Here is a 23,268-nt window from a genome sequence, read left to right on the forward strand (position 1 = left end):
CTACCCTGCCTTGAGCTTTTTCAATAGCTGTAGATAATAGTTTAGCTTCAATTGGATCATCTTCCGGGAATGATGAAAACCTATTTAAGGCTTGACCTCCGAATAATCTCATCAAATCATCTTCTAATGAAATATAGAATCTAGACCTACCTGGGTCTCCCTGACGACCTGACCTACCTCTCAACTGGTTGTCTATACGTCTTGACTCATGTCTTTCTGTACCAATTATCATTAGTCCACCAGCTGCAACTACTTCCTTAGCATTTTCATCGGTCGCTTTCTTAAATTGACTCTTTAACTCTTGGAATCTAGCCCTACTATCTAATATTTCTTGGTCATCTGTTTCTGCGAAACCATCTGCCTCATCTATTAGATAATCTTCGAAGCCCTCTTTTTTCATTTCTTTTTTAGCTAAGTATTCTGGGTTACCACCTAAAACAATGTCGGTACCACGACCAGCCATGTTTGTTGCTATGGTGATTTTTCCTAAAACACCAGCTTGGGCAACTATTTCAGCTTCCCTTTGGTGCTGTTTAGCATTTAGCACTTCGTGAGGAATTCTTTCTTTCTTCAACAACTTAGATAGGTATTCTGATTTTTCAATAGATACAGTACCAACAAGGATAGGTTGTCTAGTTGTAGCTTGGATTTCCTTTATTTCATCCACAACCGCGTCGAACTTAGCCTTTTCATTTACATAAATTCTATCATTTTCATCTTTTCTAATTACTGGCTCATTTGTTGGAATTTCAATTGCGTCTAAGTTATAGATTTCAGCAAATTCATCCTTTTCAGTCATGGCTGTACCTGTCATACCTGATAATTTGTCATACATTCTAAAGAAGTTTTGGAAGGTAATTGTAGCTAGAGTTTTTGATTCACTCTTGATAGATACGCCTTCTTTAGCTTCAATAGCTTGGTGTAAACCATCAGAATATCTCCTACCTTCCATGATACGGCCTGTAAATTCATCAACTATCAATACTTCATCATCTTTTATTACATAGTCTATATCTCTATGCATGGTATTTCTAGCTTTTAAAGCTTGGTTTATATGGTGGATCAATTCCATATTTTCTGGATCTGATAAATTTTCTACCGCAAAGAATTTTTCTGCCTTATCATTACCTTGTTCAGTAAGAGTAGCCGATTTTCTTTTTTCATCAACTACAAAGTCTACAGTTTCTAATTCATGCTCTTCAAATAAAGAATCCAACTTATTCTTCTCTGTTTCTTCAGGGTCTAAAACACGTCCTGTAAGAGTACTTACAAATTGGTCTGCTCTTTGGTACAGATCTGTAGAATCTTGCCCTTGACCTGAAATTATAAGAGGGGTACGAGCTTCGTCTATTAGGATAGAGTCAACCTCATCAACTATAGCAAAGTGTAAACCTCTTTGAACAGTGTCTTCCTTGTGGATTTCCATATTGTCTCTTAGGTAGTCAAAACCTAATTGGTTGTTTGTAGCATAGGTAATATCATACTTGTAAGCTTCTTGTCTTTCTCTTTCACTTAAACCATGGACTACATTTCCCACAGTAAGACCTAGGAATCTATAGATTTTACCCATTTGGTCCTTGTCACGTTGAGCCAAGTAATCATTGACTGTAACCACGTGAACTCCCTTACCTTCTAGGGCATTTAAATATGCTGGCAAGGTAGCAACTAAGGTTTTACCTTCACCAGTTTTCATTTCTGCAATCTTACCTTGATGAAGAATAATCCCACCTAGAATTTGCACTGGATATGGTTTTAATCCTAAAACCCTCCAAGCTGCTTCTCTAACAGTCGCAAAAGCTTCTACCAAAAGATCATCCAAAGTCTCGCCCTTAGCTAATCTCCCTTTAAATTCTTCTGTTTTAGCTCTTAATTGAGCATCTGTTAATTGTTCAAAATCTTTTTCTAAATCTAAAATTTTCTCAACTGTCGGTTTTAATTTATTTATTTCTTTTTCGCTATAGGACTTAAAAAGCCCTTTTAAAAAACTTATAGCCATCTGTTCTCCAATCTTTCCCTTATACTTATTCATAATAACTATACCACAAAATGCTTTTCAGATAAATAAAAAAGGAAGATAAAATCTTCCTTTTTATCTCTTAATTCACTTATGCTTGTTCAATTACACCGTAGTTTCCATCATTTCTCTTGTAAACTACAGAGACTAATTCAGTTTCAGCATCACTATATACGAAGAAATCATGGTTTAATAGTTCCATTTGCATAATAGCATCTTCTAGGAACATTGGTTTCAAGCCTATCTTTTTAGTCTTTATAACTTCCGGGACAGAATCTTCTTCTAAGGTAGTTTCATCTTCTTGAATATGTTCATATCTGATGGATTCACCTTGTTTTCTGTTTTGTAGCTTGGTCTTGTATTTTCTAATTTGTGAAATTAGACCATCTATAGCCCTATCAACAGAAGTTAACATATCATCGGTAGTTTCTTCGGCCCTTAAGATAGTGCCGCCCTTTAGAAATATTGTAAGTTCAGCCTTTTTGAAATTTCCATTTACTGAGAATGTTGCTTTTACATCAACATCTTCATCAAAGTATTTGTCAAGTCTGGAAATTTTGGCATCAACTTCATTTTTGAAATTATCTCTAATATTTATATCTCTACCTACATATTCAATTCTCATTTCGTACCTCCTAATATCTGATATTAATAATATACCCAATATAATAATTTATTAACACAAATTTATTTTAATTTAGAATTTTTTTATACTTATTTAGGATTTTTATATATTGGCTTGTTGCCCTTCATATATGATATCTAAGGTTAATTCTTTATTGTCCCTAATTATCTTAATCTTGCCATTTTCTCCTACTCTTTTTGTTATCAAAGTTTGTTGGAGTTTATTCATAGAATCTACTTCCATATCATCAATATGTGTGATTACATCACCAGCTTTTAAGCCCGCCTTTTCAGCAGAAGAATTTTTCAAGACTTCAGCTATATAAACACCCTTGGAAGCTTCAATACTTCTATTTTTTGTATATTGTTTGTACAAGTCTAAGTCTATACCATTTATACCCAAGACTACTTGTGAGAATGAACCCTTTTCTATGATTTGATCAACTATGTTTTTACTTGTATTTGAAGGAATGGCAAAGCCTATACCGTCAGTAGATCCAGCCTTTGCAGTATTGATACCTATTAGTTGCCCATTACTATTTAACAAGGCCCCACCAGAGTTTCCTGAGTTTATTGAGGCATCTGTTTGCATCAAGCTTGTCATGGTTGTTCCATCTTGCATGGTAATGGACCTATCAAGACCAGAAATATAACCAGAGGTTAATGTAGATTGCAAGTTAAATCCTAATGGGTTTCCAATGGCTATAGCCTTGTCACCTATTTGAACCTTGCTTGAATCTGCAAATTCTATAGCTGGTAAACCAGTTTTATTTACCTTTATAACCGCTAAGTCTAAGTTGGTATTTTTATAAACAATTTCCGCTTCTGCACTGGTATTATCAGAAAAGAGAACGGATATCTTTTCAGGATTGTTCCCAATCACGTGTGCATTGGTCAATATATAACCATCTTCACTCACTATTACACCTGAACCAATACCTTCAGCCTTCTTTTCCATACCAAACATAAATGGATTGGATTGTATAAATGAAGTATGGATACCCACAACGGATGGAATAGCTTTTTTAGCAACTGCGTTCTCTATGTTTGGTTCATCACTACTATTTATATTTATTGTTTCTTGACTAGTGATATTCGATCTAGTTGTATTTGGTCCTATAAACTTACTTTGTAAAATCGGCCCTAAAAAAGAACCTAAAATTGCACCCGTAAGAATCAAGGCGAGGATCTTTAATGCCGAAAATCTACTTTTATTCTTAGCAATCTGCTCATCAACATAATCTTTATCGACATAAATCCTATTTATGTTGTTATAATTTCTTTTATCGGAATATTCACTATGACTATCCTCTTTAGAATTATTAGTAGGATTATCAGCAAATTTTTCATCTTCAAACTTTAAATCATCTTCATACTTATCTTCATCTGATTCTATTTTTTCTTCATTTTCAATAGTATCATTATGAAATTCTTCTATTTTTTCTATTTCAGAATTTTCTTCACTTTCATTATCTCTTAACCATCTTAAAAATTCATCATCATTTCTATTAGTCATTTGATCATTTCCTTTCCTTGCTTATTATAGATATAATATATATATAATATATAGTAACATTATGTACATTGTGAAGAAATTATGAAATCTAAATTATAAGGAGGAATTTGTGAAGAATAATAACTTTTTCAAAAAGATTAGTGAAAAGCTTCAAGTCCTAGGACGTTCAATGCTTTTAGCTATTTCCGTGATGCCAGCAGCGGCTATATTAAATAGGTTAGCCTCTGATGATTTATTAAATATACCATTCTTAAAAGAAGCTGCGTGGACAATTTTTGCTATATTGCCATTACTATTTGCTGTTTCGGTTGCAGGTGGTATAAGCAAGGACAAACACGTAGCATCAGGACTAGCATCTGTAGTTGTATACTACATTATCACTAGAACTTTAAAACCACTTGGTGACGAAAGACTAAACTCATTTGGATTTGCAGGGATTGAAACTATTGAATCCAACATATTTGTAGGTATCATTGCCGGTATTATCGCTGGCCTTAGCTATGAAAAATTTAAAGATAAAGACTTACCAAAAGCACTTGCCTTCTTTAGTGGAAGAAGACTTGTAATTATAATGTCTTCATTCTTCGCTATCCTAGCTTCACTAGTAATGGCCTATGTATTCCCATATGTAGACACAGCCTTCCAAAACTTTGGTGTATTTTTAGGTAATGCAAAATCCGGACCATTTTTATTCGGTTTCTTTAATAGGTTACTTATCCCTACTGGTTTGCATCATATTATAAGTACATATATCCAGATGCAATTACCTTCATCACTTCCAGAATTTGCAAATGTTACTGGTGAAATACCAAGATATTTCGCAGGAGATCCAACAGCTGGTACTTTTGTATCAGGCATGTTCCCAATGATGATGTTTGGTTTAGTTGGAGCAGCTTTGGCCATGTATAAAACATCTTATCCAGAAAATAAAAAACGTGTAAAGGGTCTGATGTATGCAGCAGCTTTAGCCACATTTGTTACAGGTATAACTGAACCAGTTGAATTTTCCTTTATGTTTGTTTCACCTGCCTTATTTGTTGTCCATGCCTTATTTACAGGCTTATCAAATGTAATTTGTAATTTACTAGGTATAAAGATTGTTGGTGTTGGTGGTTCTGGACTTATAGACTATATCCTACAATTTAACAAAGCTACAAGGCCCGTCTTGATGTTAGCTGTAGGACTAGGAATGATGGCACTCTATTACTTTGTCTTTACATTCCTAATAAAGAAATTAAACCTTAAGACACCAGGAAGAGAAGATACAACCATTGTAAATAAAGATAAAAATATAAATATATCAGATAAATCTAGACAAATATTAGAATATATTGGCGGCAAAGAAAACATCAATACTTTTGAAAATTGCATTACAAGATTGAGATTAAACCTTAAAGATCCTTCCCTAGTTGATGATGAAAAATTGAAAGAACTAGGGGTTATTGAAGTGATGCACATGTCTAACAACAATGTCCACGTAGTTATTGGATTAGAGGTAGAAAAAATAGCTAATGAGATATTAGAACTTATGGAAAACTAAATTCCATCAAAAATAATCAACACATAAAAACTCCTCCAGACGGATATGTTTGGAGGAGTTAATCTTTTAGTGTTTAAGTTTAATTGTTTAACAAGTTCCTTATGTTAGTTGAAACTTTTTCTAAACTTTCTTCATATGGCACATACATATATAGATTGTGGTTTGGCATGGCAAAAGATGGAAGACCTCTTTGTCCATAGCCTTCTACATATTCTCTTTCAACTTCGAATTTGCTGGACTTACCATATTCAAAAGCGGTGTTAAATAAAACTCTTGTAGGAATGTTAGTAGCTATAGATTTTTTAAGCATTCTTACAATTTTAGGATACCTAAATAAATTTTTAGGACTAGCTATTTCATCAGCTATCGCCATCATAACTTGTTGCTGGTGCTTACCTCTTCCTATATCACCTTCACTCAAAGACTTCCTTTCCCTTACATAGCTTAAAGCCTGTTCTCCATTTAAGTGCAATTTACCTGCTGGAAAGTGTACACCATTCCATGCTGTAAACTCATATTCATTGTCTATATCTATACCGCCAATCACATCAACTATGTCAATGAAGGAAGTAAAGTTTATCTTAAAATAATATTCTACTGGAGTCTTCAAGGCATATTCTATAGTTTTCATAGATGACTCTACCCCATATATGCCGGCGTGGGTTAGCTTGTCATATTGGTTTTGCCCACCCAAGGCAATTGGCAGATAGGTATCTCTTGGAATGGTAGTCAATAAGACTTTTTTATCTTTCATATTTACACTGGTCAATATGTTTACATCTGACCTTGAAGCCGTATTTATAGACCCTTCATTATCAAAACCTGATATAAATATATTGTAGGAATAATCCTTGTAAAGATTTGGATTGGCCCTTACCCCATCAATATTGGTTGACCTTAAGTTAAAGTCTGCATAGAGGTATATAAATATGAAGCTGCCTACAAAGCCTATATTTACCAGCATTAAAATACAGCTTATTATCTTTGCCAAGACCGCTTTTTTAGATAATCTGATAAATACAGATATCAAGAGCAAACTTAGGTAAATTATAGTTATAAGCAATCTTGTTGGATAATAAAACAAGCCTAAAACCCATATAAAAGTTAAAAATACAAGTGATACTATTAAATTTAAAGAAAAGACCTTGTTTTTCTTTGCTTTTTTTCTTGGATAAGAATCATAAGGATAATCATAATCTTCAAAGGAATTATTATCATAATTATTATATTCTTCATAATCATATGATTCTTCATTTTTAAATCTTTGACCCCTATTAGAATCTACATAAGAATCTTCTAAGACTCTTCTAGGCCTATTATTTCTATTTTTCATATCTCGTCCTTTACTCATATATAATATATTATATATAGTCCTGGAATTTTTCAATATTAAATATACAAAAGCCCTCAAAACTTTTTGAAGGCTTCAATTTATCTATATTAAGCTGTTAATTTTGTCCCTTAAATCTTTTTCTGTAAAATTGTCTATAGAAAATTTATCTGCCAATCTTCCCTGTACTACAAAACGCTCAGTTGGATGGTATCCAGCATGCCTTTTACAGGTATAGATGGTTATCATTTTTTCGTCGGTATCGATGTTTATTGGTCTAGTATCACTCACATGATAAAGACCGGCACTATCAATCTCATAAACGTATGCGTACTTTTGATCTAAGACAAAAATCTTATCTTTTAATTTTACCTTGTTAAGAGGGGTCAATATGAAATGCTCATTTATAAAACTTATATGTCCAGCAAGAATGTAGTTGCCGTGGTCTCCAGCCTTGACTTGACTTCTAGGAAGTTGTTCACACACTCCTAAAAGTAGGTGGGCGTTGTTTATACCTTCAAAGATTTTTTCATCTATATTTACAGAAGGAATTAAAATCCTGCCCTTAGATACCGCCCTGTTGGCTTCATCCTTGTATTTGTCAACCAAGTCTCTGGATAAATTTTCTACATCATCTACGTTGTAGCTTGGGTTCAACCCCAAGTTGCTCAAATCATCGTAGTCGTCAACATATCCATTCACGCCAGTTTTTCTATTGTATTTTATAAATCGCATAAAATCATCACGATATAAATATAGCGCTAATAAAAGCAAGATAGTTGTCACTATAGCCCATATTGTTAATAATTTTTTTCTCATATACTTCTCTTAACTAAGCTAGACTCTCTAGCATTTTAATATAAATATCAACGATAAAGTTTATTTTACTTCATCTTTCTTTTTAGTAAAAACTAAAATACCAGTCAATGATATCAAGGCGAAGGCTAAAAAGTATAGGAATACATTGTTGTTATCATTATTGTCTTCCATACCAGTTTTTGTATACTTGTTTTTACCCTTTGGTTCTTTGCTTGTTTCTTTACCGGTTTCTTTTCCAGTTTCCTTATCGGTTTCTTTACCAGTTTCTTTGTCTGTTTCTTTTCTGGTTTCTTTTTCTGTTTCTCTTTCAGTTTCTACTATAGTTTCATGTACAGTCTTTAAATGTTTAGGCTGTATTGTACCTGTTCCTTCTAAAGGAATCTTGAAATCAAATCTTTTAGATTTTTCATATCCTTTTAGTGTTTGAATCTCTTCAAAGTGGTACTCACCTTTTTTCAATTTAACAACTTTACTAGTTGAGTCTGTTAAATCAACTATTGTTTCCTCTTTAGTATTCTTATTAACTATTTTATACTTAAATCCTTTAAGTCCTTGCCCATTTTTATCCAATGATTGAATTGTGATTTCGTATAATTCGCTTGAACCATTATTGGCTGCAAGTATATTGGTAGGAATTAAGAATAGTAGAGCTAATAATAAAATAGAGATTCTATTCTTCACTTTTTTTCTCCTTTTTGTCTAATATTACCATCAATATAAATGTAACTAAAGAAACTCCTCCTATAGCCATCATTATGTATTCAAATGATGAAAAAACTAATTTTTGACTAGGAATGGTCTCATTCATATCATAAGGCAATTGCTTTCCGGTCACTAATAATCTATGTGAGTTTATATATACAGGAGTACAGGTTCTTAGAGTAATATATTTTTCCCCTTTTTGAGGCTCAATAAAATGCTCTAGCTCATTTATTGGAGAAACTGTCTTTGTATCAAAGACTTCATACTTTTCAACTCCTTCTTTGGTCTTGATGTAGAAAATATCTCCATTATCAAGTTTATCTAAATTTATAAAAAGAGTTGAATTGTTACTTCCATTATGAGATGTGACAATAACATTCACATTTTCTTTATCTTCTAAGCTTCCTGATCCTTCAATGATACCAGCTCCGGTGGAAATTGCAGCTTCTGAAGTTCCTGTAAAAACAGGTACCTTTATATCTACAGAAGGGATCAACAAGACCCCTTCCATATTTAATAAAAGTTCACTTATATCAGTTGTGTTTTTTCTTTCTATATCAAAATATCCTTCGATTATCTCTTCTCTTTTAGCAGATTCAACAAACCTTTGAGAAATCACAGTATATGAGGTAAAAAGAAATACTAACAATAGTAATATTTTAGAAAATGTTGAAATAAACTTTTTCAATTTATCTTACTTCTTTTCTATTTCTTGATACTGTGTATGCAATTACAGAAATTACAACTACTGCTAATAATATACCTACTGTCATTACCATTTGTTCTGTACCAGTTGTTGGTAGGTCAGGTGTTCTGTTGTTTTTAATATTGTCTAAAACTCCAACTGTGTGAGTATCTTCTTTAACAGTTATTTCAGTTACTGGATCAACAGGTAGTCTATATCCTTTTGGAGCCTTAGTTTCAACTAATTTATAAGTACCTTTTCTTAAACCATTTACTTTTATAAGTCCTTCTTCACCTGAAACTAGTGTTAAAGCATCTTCTTCATTTTCACTAAATACTGCTTCAAATACTTTTTCAGCTTCATCTACGACTTGTTTTTCACCTGTATAATATAAAGTGTTTCCTTGTTCATCTTCCTTAGTTAAGATGAATTCAGCACCTTCTAATGCTTCAGGAGCGATACTTGAACCCCATAAACCATCATTAACTTTCTTTACTACAAAACCGTAAGTTGTAAATTCTTCTTCGTCCTTATCATGTCTATCTTTATTTTCACCATTAGGATCGTTGTTAAAGGTTAATTTAACTTCGTTAGAATAGTCTCCATTTGGAGTTACATCACCAGTGAACTCTGCTGAATATGTTACATTTAATTCTCTTGTAGCTGCAACTTTATCAGATACCTTATTATCTTTTACTATAAAGTTAAGCTTGAAGCTGTTATTTCCATCTAAGGTAACTGTATAGTCTTCACCTTCTACTAGTACAGTTTCACCAGCTTTTACTTCAACTTCTAGTTTTCCTTGATCATTTAAGATAAATCTTGCATCAGATGTTTTTTCATTGTTTAATTGCAATTCATCAGTAAATTCAAATTTAGAATAATTTTTTATGTCATGAGGAACATCTAATTTTACATTAAAGTCCATTTTTTCTAAAACTGAGTAAGAAGATTTTTCTCCTTCAACTGTAGCTGTAGGATTTGTAAGAGTTTTATCGATTTCTGGTTTATCGTAGTTAGTATAAGCATTAAAGAATTCTTCATCGTCAACTTTTATATCACCATTAGCATCTACTGTAAAACCTAATTTGTTGTGTTCGTTATTTTGAGCGAAACCTGAAACTAATAAATCACCAACATCTTCTCTTTTAGCGTCTACTTCTTCCAACATACCATCTACTAGATTAGCTGTTTCTTGCTCTACAAAGTAGTAGTGTCCTTTTACTAGTCCTTCAACTGTTACTTTACCTTCAGCATCAGTAGTATAAACTAAATCTTTATCCTCATTATCTTGAATTACTTTACCCTTACCTGCTTCACCAACATATAACTTAAAGTTAATTCCTTCTATAGGCTTAGCATCTGCGTCTCCTGTTCTTTGAACTAATTTAATTAAATCAAAGGTTAATTTTTGTGCTTCGTTTTTTGGATATAGAATAATAGTATCTTTTAGGTAACCATTTCCTTCTTCATTTGTTATTGGTAGTTGTACAGCCATTGGTCTAGCTTTTTGTTTTACCAAGGCAGAAGTCTTAGTTTCTACAATAACGTATAAATGATCTTTATTATTTTCTACATTTTCAAATAAGGCAACACCTTCATTATTTACTATAACTTCTTCACCAACTATTACTGCACCATATGGTAATTCTGTTCCAGCATTTACAGCTGTTTCAACTTCACCAGCTATTTCCATAGCATTTTTTTCAACTTTAGCTAAAGCAGTTTTTTCTATTTTATATAGGCTAAATCCAACATCACCAAATTTAGATTTGTCCCATGCTGTAACTTCTTGTGGTAATTCTACTTCTTTACCTGTATTTTTGATGTTTAGTTCTTTTTCACCTTCATACATTAGTTTTCTAATTGCTAGGTTAACTGTTGCTTCAGCTTTACCTGTATTTTCAACATTGTTGGCAAATACATTACCTAATGGTAATACAAATAATAATACTGCTAATAAGATTGAGAAATATTTTTTAATATTATTTTTTCCCATTTTCTTTATTCTCCTTTTGGTCATCTTTTTTTATTATGCTTATAAGCAATAGGATTAAAGCAATTGTAGCAATTGCCATAAGTCCTATTTCAAATAATGATAGGGTAAAACTTGAGTTGGGTATGGTTTCTACTTCTTCAATTAATTTACCTGTTGCTAAAAACCTGTGACTATTGATCCCTATAGGTGTACAAGTCCTAAGTGTTACATAAGATTCATCAGCTTTTGGCTGAATAATTTTTTCAAACTCATTTATTGGACTGACATCCCTAGTGTCAAACACCTCATATTTATATATCTTGGAGTCCCTATTTTTTATATAAAAATGATCACCAGCTTTTAATTTAGGTACATTTATAAATAGGTCCTTTAATGAGTCCCCATTATGAGATGTGATGACACTATTGGAATTTTCATAAGGTATTAAATTACCTGTTCCAACTATAAGGCCTGCCCCTTCATTTAAGGCTGCCTCTCCAGCATTTGAAAACACCGCCATTTTAAGGTCTATGTCAGGTACATAAAGTACACCGATAGTCTCAAGTAAGGCCCTTTTTACAGAGAAAACATCACCTTCATTTTTATCCTCTTGTATTTCAAAGTTTGACTCAAACTTTGATATCAATTCATTTTGTCTATTTCTTTCAGTCACTCTCATTTCAAAGATTGTATACAAACAAATCGAGATGACTGTCAAAAATATTATTTTATCCAAATGTTTTCTCAAATTTTACCTCTATCTAATCAATTAAAATCTAATTAATTTTAAGCTTGTTCTTTATTTCTTTTTGAAATTACAAATCCAACTACAGTCAATGCTGCAAGTCCAGCAATTACTAGGACTGTTTTTTCTGTACCTGTCATAGGCATGTCAGGAGATTTTTCGTTTATAATTTCTGTTTCAGAAACTGTCCATTCACTTTGTCCTTCTTCTTTATCACTTACTGTAAATTCTGTAGTAGGATTTGTTGGTAAGTTATAACCTACAGGAGCCTTGATTTCTTCTGCTACATATGAACCAGCTTTTAGACCTTCAATAACTACACTACCATCTTCACCTGTTGTATAAACAGTAGCTTCATTTTTGTCTGCTACCCATTCTACCTTGTTATCAGATTTCTTTAGGTATTCTACGCCGTTTTCACCTTGTCTATATATCTTAAACTCAGCACCTGAAAGGTTTTCTTTAGCTATACCTGTATTAAATAAACCTTGACCTTTTTTAACTAGTTTATGTGAATAAGTAAATACTTCTTCATTATCTTTTTCTTTACCAGTTTCAGTATTATTATCAAAGTTTAGTTCAACGGTGTTATTTACTGGTTTTCCAAATTCTACTTGGTCATTTATAGTTGCTTTATATGTTACAGTTAATTGTTTACCAGCAAAAGCAGCTAAATTAGCTGGAGTAAAGTCTAATTGGTATCCACCATCAATTTCACTCACTTGATAATCAGTACCTTTAGTTAAACCTTCTATATTAATTGAGTTAACATCAACAGTTAAAGCCTTATCAGCTTTATCTGTGAAATTGAATGTTTTATATGATGTTATATTGTGTGGAACATCTACTGTAACTTTATAAGAAATTTCATCACCAATATTGTATGATTTTACTGGTCTTTCATCGGTAGCTTCTTTTTTAATAGTTGGTTTTTCGTAGTTTATTACTTGTTTTCCTTCAGCTAATAATGATCCTTCAGGATAAACTATAGAACCATCATTTTTATATTCAAATGTTAACTTGTTAGTTGCTTCATTTACTACTTCTTGGTTTAGTAAAACTTTGTTTGCTTGACCTTCAATTAAATCAGCATCTGCTACTGAAGATTCTACAAAATAGTATGATCCAACTTCTAAGCCATTTACAGAGATTTTACCTTCACCATTAGTTACTAAATCTTTTTGGTTTACTTTTGTACCTTGTCCAGGTAGTCCCTTATAAAGGTCAAATTTTGCACCTTCATATGCTTTAGAGTCTGCTTCACCATTTCTTAAAACATATTTTACAAGTTCTTGTGTTTTTTCTTCTACCTTATTTTTAGGATATAGGTGTACTTCATCTAAATATCCATTAGCTTCATCATTGTTTAATGGTAGAGATATGAACATTGCTTTAGCTTTTTGAGTAACTGTTGAAGATGATAAAGTTTCTACTACTACATATCGTCCTTCTTCTAAGTTCTCAAATGACACTAAACCATTTTCATCAACGGTTAGTTGATCATTGACTTTTGTTGCTCCATAAGCTGTATTATCTTTTTCTACAGCATCAGCTATAGCTTGTGGGTTGTTATCTGCTAAATTAGACTCTAAAACTTTTTCTTTATCTAATTTAAATATACTAAATCCAACTTCACCATTCTTTGATTTATCCCATACTTTAGCTTCAGTACCAAAGTCTGAAATATTCATTTCCTTACCAGTATTTTTCTTCTCAATATATTGTCCTTCTTCGTTAGAATTCATATATTGTAACTTGTGGATTGTTAATTTTGTTGTGTGATTTGCTAGATTTTGATTTGCAGCAAAAACTGTTGAACTAGCTGTTATTATCATAAGTAGTGATAATACTAGAGCATAAAGCCTATTTAATTTTGTTTTCATAGATTTTTCTCCTTATTGAATCTTTTTTATTTATATATAAAGCAACAAATAGCATACTTGTTAAAGCTAATAGATAGCTTATAGTGTTGTGGGTACCTGTGACTGGCATTATAGGACGATATACATTTTTGAAGTTAATATCTTCATTTAGACCACTTATTTCAGTAATTAATTTACCTTGGCCACCATCACTTACCTCAACTTCGAATTCATATACCTTATCATCATATTTGATAGTATTTTCATTACCAGCTTTTTCTAGGACCCTATACTTGTGTGTTCCTATATCATCTAAGGTATATTGAATAGGTTCAAACACAATCTCACCCTTATCATTGTTTCTTGCAGTTTGGATTATTTTGTCATCTTCCATAATCATAAATTCAAACTCGTAATCCTTGATATCCTTACCTACAAGAGTTTTATTAGCTTTTATTTCTAATTGGCCATTTGCAGAATAGATGTTAGTTAAAGAAATTACATTTTCTTTGTCTGTAATCGTTTCTGTTGTCTTGGAATCTTGACCTAAAGTATATCCAGCTGATTCTTCTTCAACTACTTCTACAATTGCACCTTCAGGCAATTGTTTAATAGTTATTGTTTCACCAGCAGATATGTCAAGACTTTCACCATCTTTTATGGTTCCTGATTTGGTGTCAGATTCCCAATGATAAGCACTTGTTAGAGCTTGTCTATCTTTATCAGATAGACTTACAACTAGAGTAAATTTATCAAGTCTTTCAGTTCCAACTACTGTCTTAGATACCTTTAGATCATATGAATCTATATTAGTATTATCTTCAGGCTCATATATGTTTGTAAATGCAGGTCCATCATTATCGTATTCGACTTTTATGTCTAATCTTCCTGTTTTATTATCTGTAGCTGTAACTTTAACTATTTCTTCATGAGTATCATATTTTATATTTGGAAGATTACCTTTTATTTCTCTAATATAGTAGGTGTATTCACCCGGCTCATCTAAAGAAATTGCATTGAAGTTAATCTCTCCAAATTGATCATTTCTAACTTTTTCGATTAAGTTTTTATCCTTATCTAACAATTCAAATTCAAATTGTCCACTTTGAAGTTCAGCATTTTCTAAAATCTTCTTAGCCTTTAAGTTAAATGATCCACTTGCCTCATATGAATACTTGTTTGTAACAACAGATTTAACATCTACTCCTTTTATAGTTCCAGATTCATTACTTATATTTTCTAAAGTATAGTTGTCAGGAAGGTTGATTTCTTTAATTTCGTAGTTTGTACCATATTTTAGATTTTCAATGGTATGACTTTCACCATTCTTTAATGTAATGGTTTCATCATAACCATTTGGAGATTCTTCTCCTCCATTAAAACTTACCACTATAGTAAAGTCGATGTCTTTAGCATCTGTTCCTGTAACTTCTTTAGATATAGTTAAGTCGTTTTTCTTTGTTGTATTGTTGAATACAGCTTGAGTTTTGCCTTCTGGATAGATTACTTCTGATTTTAGAGAATAACCATTTTCATCTCTGCTTACTCTTATAACAACTTTTTCTTCATGAGTGTCGTATTCAATTGCAGGATCCTGACCAACAACTTCTTGTATATAGTAAGTCTCTTCATAGAATTCATTTTCTTGATAGTAATAATAATCGTCCTCAAAAATACGATTAGCAAAACTAAAGGAACCATCTTCTAGAGAAACGGCTGTATCAACTACTTCCCTATCTTCATTTAATAAATTGAATTTGAATCCTTTTGAACCCTGTCCATCCAGATATTTCTTACCTTGGATTTTTGCTTCTGTAGAGTAAGGTTTATGTTCATTTACAAACTTAGCAATAGATTCTGTATTAGACTTTATCTCCCCGCTAGTATTTTCTTCACTTACTAAAACCCAGCCATCTTCTTTCTCTTCATATACTTCATAAGTGATACCTGATGGAAGATTTTCTATTGTTACCTTTTGTCCAGGTATTAGCTCTATTTCAAACTCACCATCTACTATATCTATGTTATTATTATCTGGTTCCCAAACAGCATAAAGGGTTTCTTTATATCCTGTAGAAAATATATTTTTGTTGTCTGAAATAATATCTCCATCAGGATATCTAGACCAACCTTTAAATTTATAACCTAACCTAGTTGGACTTGGTAATTTTACAGGTTCATCTTCTTTAGCAATTATATCTTTATAGGTCTGGATGCCTCCATTTGCATCGAAGCTAATTATATAATTAATAGGTGTCCACTGAGCAAAGAAGCTTACATCACTTAACTCAACATTATCTTGAAGATTTTGTATGAATGTATTTCCTGGTTGATATTGGCCAAAGTCATAGTCATAATAACCTTCAAATACATATTTTAGTCCATCTTTGTTAGTAATCTCTCTAACAAGATCAGGCAATACAATTTCTTCACCTGGATTAGCGATTATGGGTTTGATTTCCTCACCACCACCTCGATTTGTATCATAAAAGTTTATTTTATAATTCAACCTTTTCCATGTTGACTCTAAGTATACATGTGGATTATTTATACTTGAAAATCTAGATGTGTCAATCCTATCTCCTATATTGTAATCTCCGTAATAAGTTATACGGTTAGGCGTTGCCCCATCATAAGATAGCAATTTAAAGTTTACTAAACCTAGTGTAATACCATCATTTTTTACAGTATAATATTCTTTTCCATTTACTGTTTTTTTAGCCAAATGACTAGGTTTTGGTATAACAAAGTTATCACCCATTTCTAAGGTTCTTTCTTCCTTGTTATATATATTGCTATATGCATCCGGTAAATCAATTTCTGGTGAATAAGAAAATCTCTTATAAATCATCTTATATCTTAGTTTATATGGCTTACCTCCAAGCCTATATGTTCCAGTAGGATCGCCTGTTAGATTTTGAAGTTCAATAGCTGTATATCTTTTAGTCTCATCATTTATATTAATCCATTGATTAGCATCCGGATTGTAATTATTTCTATTTTCTAATCCTGCTTCAGTGTTTAATTTTGTTTTTGGACCAAGAGTTATTTTCTTCAAACTGTGAAGATATGATAGCATTGAACTTTGACCGGTCATATTAGACATATCAAATCCTGATAAGTCTAGCTCTTCTAAAGAATGCATATTATCAAATATGGCAGCAAAATTTTCCACTTTTGAAGTCTTGAAACTTGATAAGTTTAATGTTTTTAATGACTCTACTCTTTGGAACATTTCGTCCATTCTTTTCATATTACTTGTATCAAGCGTCTCTAGACCAATTAATTCTACTAACTCTTTATTTCCTCTAAACATCTCCCTGAATATTTCAGTATCTGATGTATCTAGATTAGTTACATCTATTCTTTTAGCGTGAGTTGGTTTATCTCCACGATTAGAATCACTGCTTGAATCATTCCCAAAACCTGGAATGCCTTCTTCTGCAAAAACTCCACCGATAGATCTTCCACCTTTAACATTTTTCTCTATAGATAAAGAATCATATTTTTCATGTACCCACGGAACATTTTCGCTTACATGCCTATAAGCTAAAAATTCATACTCACCTATACTTATCACACCTGCATCACTGCCTGTAGGTCTAATAACTAGATGACCATTATCATATATCTCCCAAGTGATTCCATGACTTCCATTTTCATTGTCTATTGTTCCACTTTTTACAACACGATTATCCGTTGTAATATATCCCTTACTTAAGGCATATGGAGCATCTGATGCTGCAGCTTCTACAGTGCTTGGTGTAAATAGATTTATCACACTATCCAATACATTTCTAAAGATGTTATTAGATGACTCTTTATCATTATCTACGTTAGATTCGTTTGATTCTTGATCATTAATATATGATCTTTTTATATCAAGTTTTCCTTTAGGTAAAAGATCCTTATCACCCTTTAGTCTTACCTTAAATTTAAAAATCTTATTAGGATCACCATAACCTCTTATTTCTTTTTGAATACTTAGTGAACCATCTTTATATTTGTTTACAAATATAGGTAGACTTGGATCATTTTTTATATCATCCGTTTTCAAATCTTTAGCATTGGATTCAAAGGATAAAGTTCCATCTTTATTGTCTATGACCCTAACTGTATATTCTATACTACTATCGTCATAAACCATGTCTTGGTTGTCACCAGCTAATTCTTTAATAGTAAATGTTTTAGTTTTATTTATATCAGTCTCATAAAATTTAAGTTTAAAACTAATCTTACCATTTTCATCATTTTTACTTTGAGCTAGTTCTTTTCCTTCTTCATCATATATAGCAAAAGTAAATTCATCCTTTTTAATTTCAAAATTATTTTGAATGAACTTCCAAGCCTTTAATTCAAGCTCACCTTCTGCCTTATATTCATTGATAAAGTTAGGATTACCATCAATATATTCTAATTTTTTATCTAAGTATCTTGGACTAGCTGATATGGTTCCATCGCCATTATCTACTAAATCCACAGTAAACTCATATTGACTCTCGTCATATTTTGTTATACCTTTTGCTCCTAGATTTCTTTCAACTAAAATATAATTAAATTCTTTACCAATATCTTCATGAGTGTATTCTATTGCTGCAAAGTTTATCTTTCCATCACTAGAGTTTCTACCTGAAGATACAATATTGCCAGTAGCTTTATCTTTTATGTCAAATAGGAATTCACCAGGTATCAAGTCTCTTCCTTTAAGGGTTTTACTTGCATCCAGTCTCAATTCTCCTTTTGAAGTATAGATATTTACTGCTTTAACTTCTTTTTCTTCCCCAGCTTGAATAGTACCTTGAATATTTTCAGAGTTTCTATTATCAAACTTGTATCCTTGAGGTATATCTGTTTCTACTAGTTCATATTGGTAGTCAGAGTTAACTTTTTCAATCACTACTTTTTCATTAGAATTAAATTCAATAAGTCCACCATTAGAACTTACGGTTCCTTCACTTATCTCTTCTTCAGTTTCCTTGTTATATTTAACAAATTTAAATCTTGAGTTAAATATTTCTCCATCCGGTTTTCTTAAGAAGAATTCAAAAGTAAAGTTTTGGTCTTTATTACTTTCTAACTTATTTGTGATTTCTTTAGTTATATTTAAATTTCCATAAGGAGTATATTTATTTGTGATATTGAAATCTTTTATATCACTTACATATCCATTAACATACTTTTCTTTTATGGTATAAGTTATTTCTTCACCATTTTCGTATTTGAAAAGATTATCAAACTTAAATTTCCATTGACCATTTGAGTCAGGCCTTACAGTTTTTGTAATATATCTAACTCCATTTTTATAAAGCATAATTTCTATACTTTCAGGTCTAGTAATTTCGTTTTGGTCATCCCATTTCTTTTCACCTTCAATTACAACAAGTTCTGGATTATGTTTATTTTTAGTATTATATTTAATACCATTTTTTATATCTTCGCCAGGACCTGGTATAAAGTTGTAACCTTCTACATAATCTTCTTTTAATGAATATATTATCTTATTTCCATCTTTGTCTTGGTATGGTAGGTTTTCAAAAACACCCTTCCATTCATTATCATTAGATAATACCAAGGATTTTTCTGTATCTACTCCATTTGCTAAAAGACGAATGGTTACTGAATCTGTTCTTTTACCATCTCTATCATTAAAGTCATCCCACTCTTTAGTTACTTCTATATTGTGTGGTTTTAGACCAACTTTAACATAGTCTTGTCTGATAAGTTCAACTTTTTGAGAACTGTCACCTTCAGAAGCTGTTGATGCTAACACGCTAATGTTGTTATAGGCATGAGCACCACCGTTTAGGCCCTCTTCAGTCTCATTTTCTTTAAGGTCAGTGTCATACCATTTAGATTCTTCACCGACTTTTGCCAGGTCTTTAACCATAGGTGCACTCATATTTATAATGAAGGAAATCTCTTCAAGTTCATTTAAAACAAAGTCATTTCCTTCAGTATCTTTTCTAGCATCTACAGCTATTGCTGTGATTTTAGACTTATCACTTGGCTCTTGAGTAGACCAAATATTGGTATTTGATAAATCCATATCTTGTCTGTTGTCTGTATCATCCAGTGTAAGATTTTCTTTTACTGAATAGTATACTTTTACGTCAACTCCCCTATTTCTAAGAGCTCTGACATCTATCGATCTAAATTGACCTCTCCATGTTTGATCATTATGATCTTCTTTATCACTTGTTGGATTATAGTTTTCAAGATTATCATAAATCACAATATTTTTAGATTTTGTAGTCTGAGTTGTCCTATATCTAATATTGTAAGAATATTGACCACCTTCATAGACATTTTTAGGAAGTAGATTATCTAAACCATCCCCATAAGCTTGCTCATTATTTACATCAACAAGTTTTTGCAATGATGCTAGAGTATAAGTGTCGGCTTCTACACTACTTTCATTTTTCGCATATACAAAAACTGGTTTATTATGCTTGTCGTTAAGGTTAACAAAAGCATCTTTTATTTCTTTGTCCTCATCAGAAAAAGCATCTTTTGTATATTTATTGTTTCCGGCATATGGGTTATCAGGTTCACCCATTAAATCTTTGATTGAACCTAATTTTTCAATACCTACCGCTTCATAAGCAATCTTATTATCCAACTTTTCACCAAAATCTTTCAGTGATAACCAAGAATATCTAGCTTGGAAGCTTATTTCTTGCTCATCATAATATCCTGATGATCCTATCATGGAGTTGGATACATTATTGTTATATTTATAATTTGGTGTTAAATCGGCTTCTACTTTTAATAATATTCTTCCAGTGTTTTTGTAGTTTTCAAATAACTCAATATTTGTAATTGTGTCATTTTCTCTTAATTTTATTGTTTTAGTATCAGGAATTACCCCTTCTGGAAGCAAATCATAAAATATTCCTTTTTTCTGTTCCTCATATAATCCACTATCGATGGCCTCTTGTAGGGCTTCTAATGAATTAACGTTGGTTTCTGTTCTAACCTTTGCGCTATAGTTAAGTAAAACTCTTCCATTTGATTTATCATTAGAGTAGCTTAGGTGTTTATCCATCTTAGTTCCACTTGAGAATCCCATCAATTGGTCTCTACCTACGTCAACATTTATATGTTTTAGGTCTTTACTATTATTTACTAAGATATCCATCTTAATAGTATTTTCGGACCTTGTCATAGGTCTTAAGGAATTATCATAAAGATTTTGAACTTGTTCTTTTATTTGATTATTAGCCTTTAAAGTAACTGTAGGATACATATTCCATTCTAAATGAGATAATTTAGTTTTTGATGTTACCTTGTATTTAACGATATTTTCAGGGAATATCACCTTATCTCTATCAGCTGTGGCACCATTTACAGTTTCTATTACCATGCTTCCTGTTTTATGAGAAATAGTTGCAAATTTTGTATAGTCATTATTTCCATCTACCATACCAAATACTTCTATATCAGGAATTAGTTTTTTATCTTCAATTCTTTCATAACCATAGTATCCCTTAGGAATTATTCCCCAAGCAATACCATTTTCACCTTCAAGGTATCCATATCTGGTTTCTTCAAATTTCTTATAGTCAGATATAATTGGTATTTTGAATCTTAATGATTTAAATTCAAAAGATTTAGAGTCTAGAGATTTTCCATAGTCAAAATTAACAGCTGTATCCTCTACAACTAGAGTATAGTCCTTTTGGTTATATGATTTCTTATTAAACGGATCTAAATCTTTTCCTTGTGAATCTTCACCTAAGGTCCATTTTTCACCAAATCCTACTACATCAACTTCAAATTCTATGTCAGTATTTTTCCCATTTGAAAGATCATTTAAGGCTGTTGAGTAAATACCTTCTCTCTTTCCAGAGACCATAGTATTTTGTGGACCCATACCTCTTTTTCTTACAATAAAATGCCCAGTTGGCTTATGGTATGCAACCGGTGAATATTTTATACTTGCATTTGCTGAAGTTTCTGATGTTTCACCATCATCAACAGCAGTCATTTTGAAGTTAATATTATTCTTTAATTCATAAGTTTTACCATTTTCAAATTCAGACTTTGGATAGGCTGTATATATTGTTGAATTGAAGTTTTGCCCATCGTTATAATAGACATTTTTAGCAATAGTTTCTTTAAAAACAGAAGCTTCTCCTGTTTCATTTTTATAAACTGTCCCTTGTTTAGAATCTTCAAACCCTAATACTTTAACACCCTTATTATATTCTTTAGTGTTATCTGCCTTATCTTCTACTTCTACATTAAAATATTGACTTGCCTTAGTGTTAGCACCAGCAGTCCATTTAACGTAAACATAATCGTCTGCATTTTCTTTTGGCTTCAACTCTTGCGGCCAATCACTTGGATAGCTTTCATGCACAAAAGTTTCATTTCTTTTAAATGCATCAGAAATTCTAGCCTTTGTATCCACTTGTGCATCTATCTTGTTAGATGTTTTTGTGATTTGGTTTCCTTTATTAGTAATCACACTAATATCGGCATAGAATGGATCTGTCACATAGCCTGTTTTTAAGTCTTTTATCTCTGAAGGTTTCAATGAATTTATAGTCATTTCTATTGAACCTTGAGAAGCAGCTGATATTATTTTAGTATTTACTAAAATATATGAATCATCTGTTTCGACATAGTTAAATATACCATTATTGTCTGGCGCTTTTGGCACAGCTAAGGTCATATTTCCTATAGGTTTTCCATTTCTATCTTTGAATATCTGCTTTGGAATCTTTATTTGAACTTTACCAGGTTCATAATCATATTGACCTGACATGGCAAAATTCAATTTCATTCTTACGGATTGATTGTAGTTGTCATTCCATACTAGGTTTAGTCTAGAATTATCTCCTTGCTCTTTATCTATCCAAGAGACAGATATAGATTCAATCTTTGAACCATCCGCAGCATCATTGCTAGCATTTCTTGCATTAAATAAAGAAACATTTCTATTGCTCAAACTTGACCTACTCATGATTTGATTGTATTCATCAGTCGATATCTTGTCTGCAGCTTTTAGACCTAATTCTTCATTTAATTCTATTGCATCACTTGAGTCTTTAGAGATATTTTCTTTGAGTTTATCTAAGTTTTTTATATCTTCCTTAGATAGTTCATCTTTATCATCTTTAGACTCACTTTTATTTTCAGTTTGTGTATTATCAACTTCAATTATTTCTTGGTCTCCATTAAGACTGTTTGCAAGTGCAGTAGCCGGATAAGAAATATTTGATAAAACCATAATAAAAGCTAAAAATAAAGATACAATTCTCGTTCTTCTTTTCATATAGTCTTATGTATATTAAATATATACTCCTCCCTTCTTTATGTAATATTTATACACATAATGTATATAGTAATTGTACCATATTACAAGATTAAATGCTGTGAAAAATGCATATATATGCATATTAGAAGATAGTTTTTTAAACACAAAAAACCAAAACCCATCAGGATTTT

General features: G+C 31.7%; 12 protein-coding genes. 1 reads left to right on the forward strand and 11 read right to left on the reverse strand.

All coding sequences use genetic code 11. The features are described from left to right. The 3 genes from secA to Q0U66_RS00770 form a co-directional block, all read right to left on the reverse strand. Positions 1–1,990, reverse strand: a 1,990-nt coding sequence (gene secA / locus Q0U66_RS00760; RefSeq protein WP_297376495.1) for a preprotein translocase subunit SecA, incomplete at its 3' end; no start/stop codon positions are given. Positions 1,991–2,105: 115 nt separating this feature from the next. Continuing rightward, positions 2,106–2,639 (reverse strand): ribosome-associated translation inhibitor RaiA, encoded by a 534-nt coding sequence (raiA, locus tag Q0U66_RS00765; RefSeq protein WP_297376456.1) that lies wholly within the window; start codon positions 2,637–2,639, stop codon positions 2,106–2,108. A gap of 102 nt (positions 2,640–2,741) precedes the next feature. Further along, on the reverse strand, positions 2,742–4,154 hold the full coding sequence (locus Q0U66_RS00770) for a trypsin-like peptidase domain-containing protein (protein ID WP_297376458.1): 1,413 nt from the start codon (positions 4,152–4,154) through the stop codon (positions 2,742–2,744). Between the two features lie 109 nt (positions 4,155–4,263). Between Q0U66_RS00770 and Q0U66_RS00775 the strand changes: the two genes are divergently transcribed. Next, on the forward strand, positions 4,264–5,694 hold the full coding sequence (locus Q0U66_RS00775) for a PTS transporter subunit EIIC (protein ID WP_297376460.1): 1,431 nt from the start codon (positions 4,264–4,266) through the stop codon (positions 5,692–5,694). A gap of 79 nt (positions 5,695–5,773) precedes the next feature. On the opposite strand, the gene Q0U66_RS00780 is transcribed toward Q0U66_RS00775, so the two are convergent. The 8 genes from Q0U66_RS00780 to Q0U66_RS00815 form a co-directional block, all read right to left on the reverse strand. After that, positions 5,774–7,027, reverse strand: a complete 1,254-nt coding sequence (locus tag Q0U66_RS00780) for an LCP family protein (RefSeq protein WP_297376462.1) — start codon at positions 7,025–7,027, stop codon at positions 5,774–5,776. 102 nt (positions 7,028–7,129) lie between these two features. Then, entirely contained in the window at positions 7,130–7,843 is a 714-nt protein-coding gene (locus tag Q0U66_RS00785; RefSeq protein ID WP_297376464.1) for a class A sortase, read from the reverse strand. Between the two features lie 60 nt (positions 7,844–7,903). After that, positions 7,904–8,524, reverse strand: a complete 621-nt coding sequence (locus Q0U66_RS00790; protein WP_297376466.1) for a SpaA isopeptide-forming pilin-related protein — start codon at positions 8,522–8,524, stop codon at positions 7,904–7,906. Continuing rightward, positions 8,514–9,233: a class C sortase gene (locus tag Q0U66_RS00795; protein WP_297376468.1), complete on the reverse strand. Its 720-nt coding sequence runs from the start codon at positions 9,231–9,233 to the stop codon at positions 8,514–8,516. The genes Q0U66_RS00790 and Q0U66_RS00795 overlap by 11 nt, the downstream gene beginning before the upstream one ends. A gap of 1 nt (position 9,234) precedes the next feature. Then, positions 9,235–11,229 (reverse strand): SpaA isopeptide-forming pilin-related protein, encoded by a 1,995-nt coding sequence (locus Q0U66_RS00800; protein ID WP_297376470.1) that lies wholly within the window; start codon positions 11,227–11,229, stop codon positions 9,235–9,237. After that, entirely contained in the window at positions 11,216–11,887 is a 672-nt protein-coding gene (locus Q0U66_RS00805; RefSeq protein WP_297376472.1) for a class C sortase, read from the reverse strand. The genes Q0U66_RS00800 and Q0U66_RS00805 overlap by 14 nt, the downstream gene beginning before the upstream one ends. Before the next feature lie 107 nt (positions 11,888–11,994). After that, entirely contained in the window at positions 11,995–13,836 is a 1,842-nt protein-coding gene (locus Q0U66_RS00810) for a SpaH/EbpB family LPXTG-anchored major pilin (protein ID WP_297376474.1), read from the reverse strand. Next, on the reverse strand, positions 13,817–23,095 hold the full coding sequence (locus Q0U66_RS00815; protein ID WP_297376476.1) for an FctA domain-containing protein: 9,279 nt from the start codon (positions 23,093–23,095) through the stop codon (positions 13,817–13,819). Before Q0U66_RS00815 ends, Q0U66_RS00810 begins: the two co-directional genes overlap by 20 nt. Positions 23,096–23,268: the final 173 nt, after the last annotated feature.

The organism is uncultured Helcococcus sp., from assembly GCF_946998255.1.
Classification (GTDB): Bacteria; Bacillota; Clostridia; order Tissierellales; family Peptoniphilaceae; genus Helcococcus.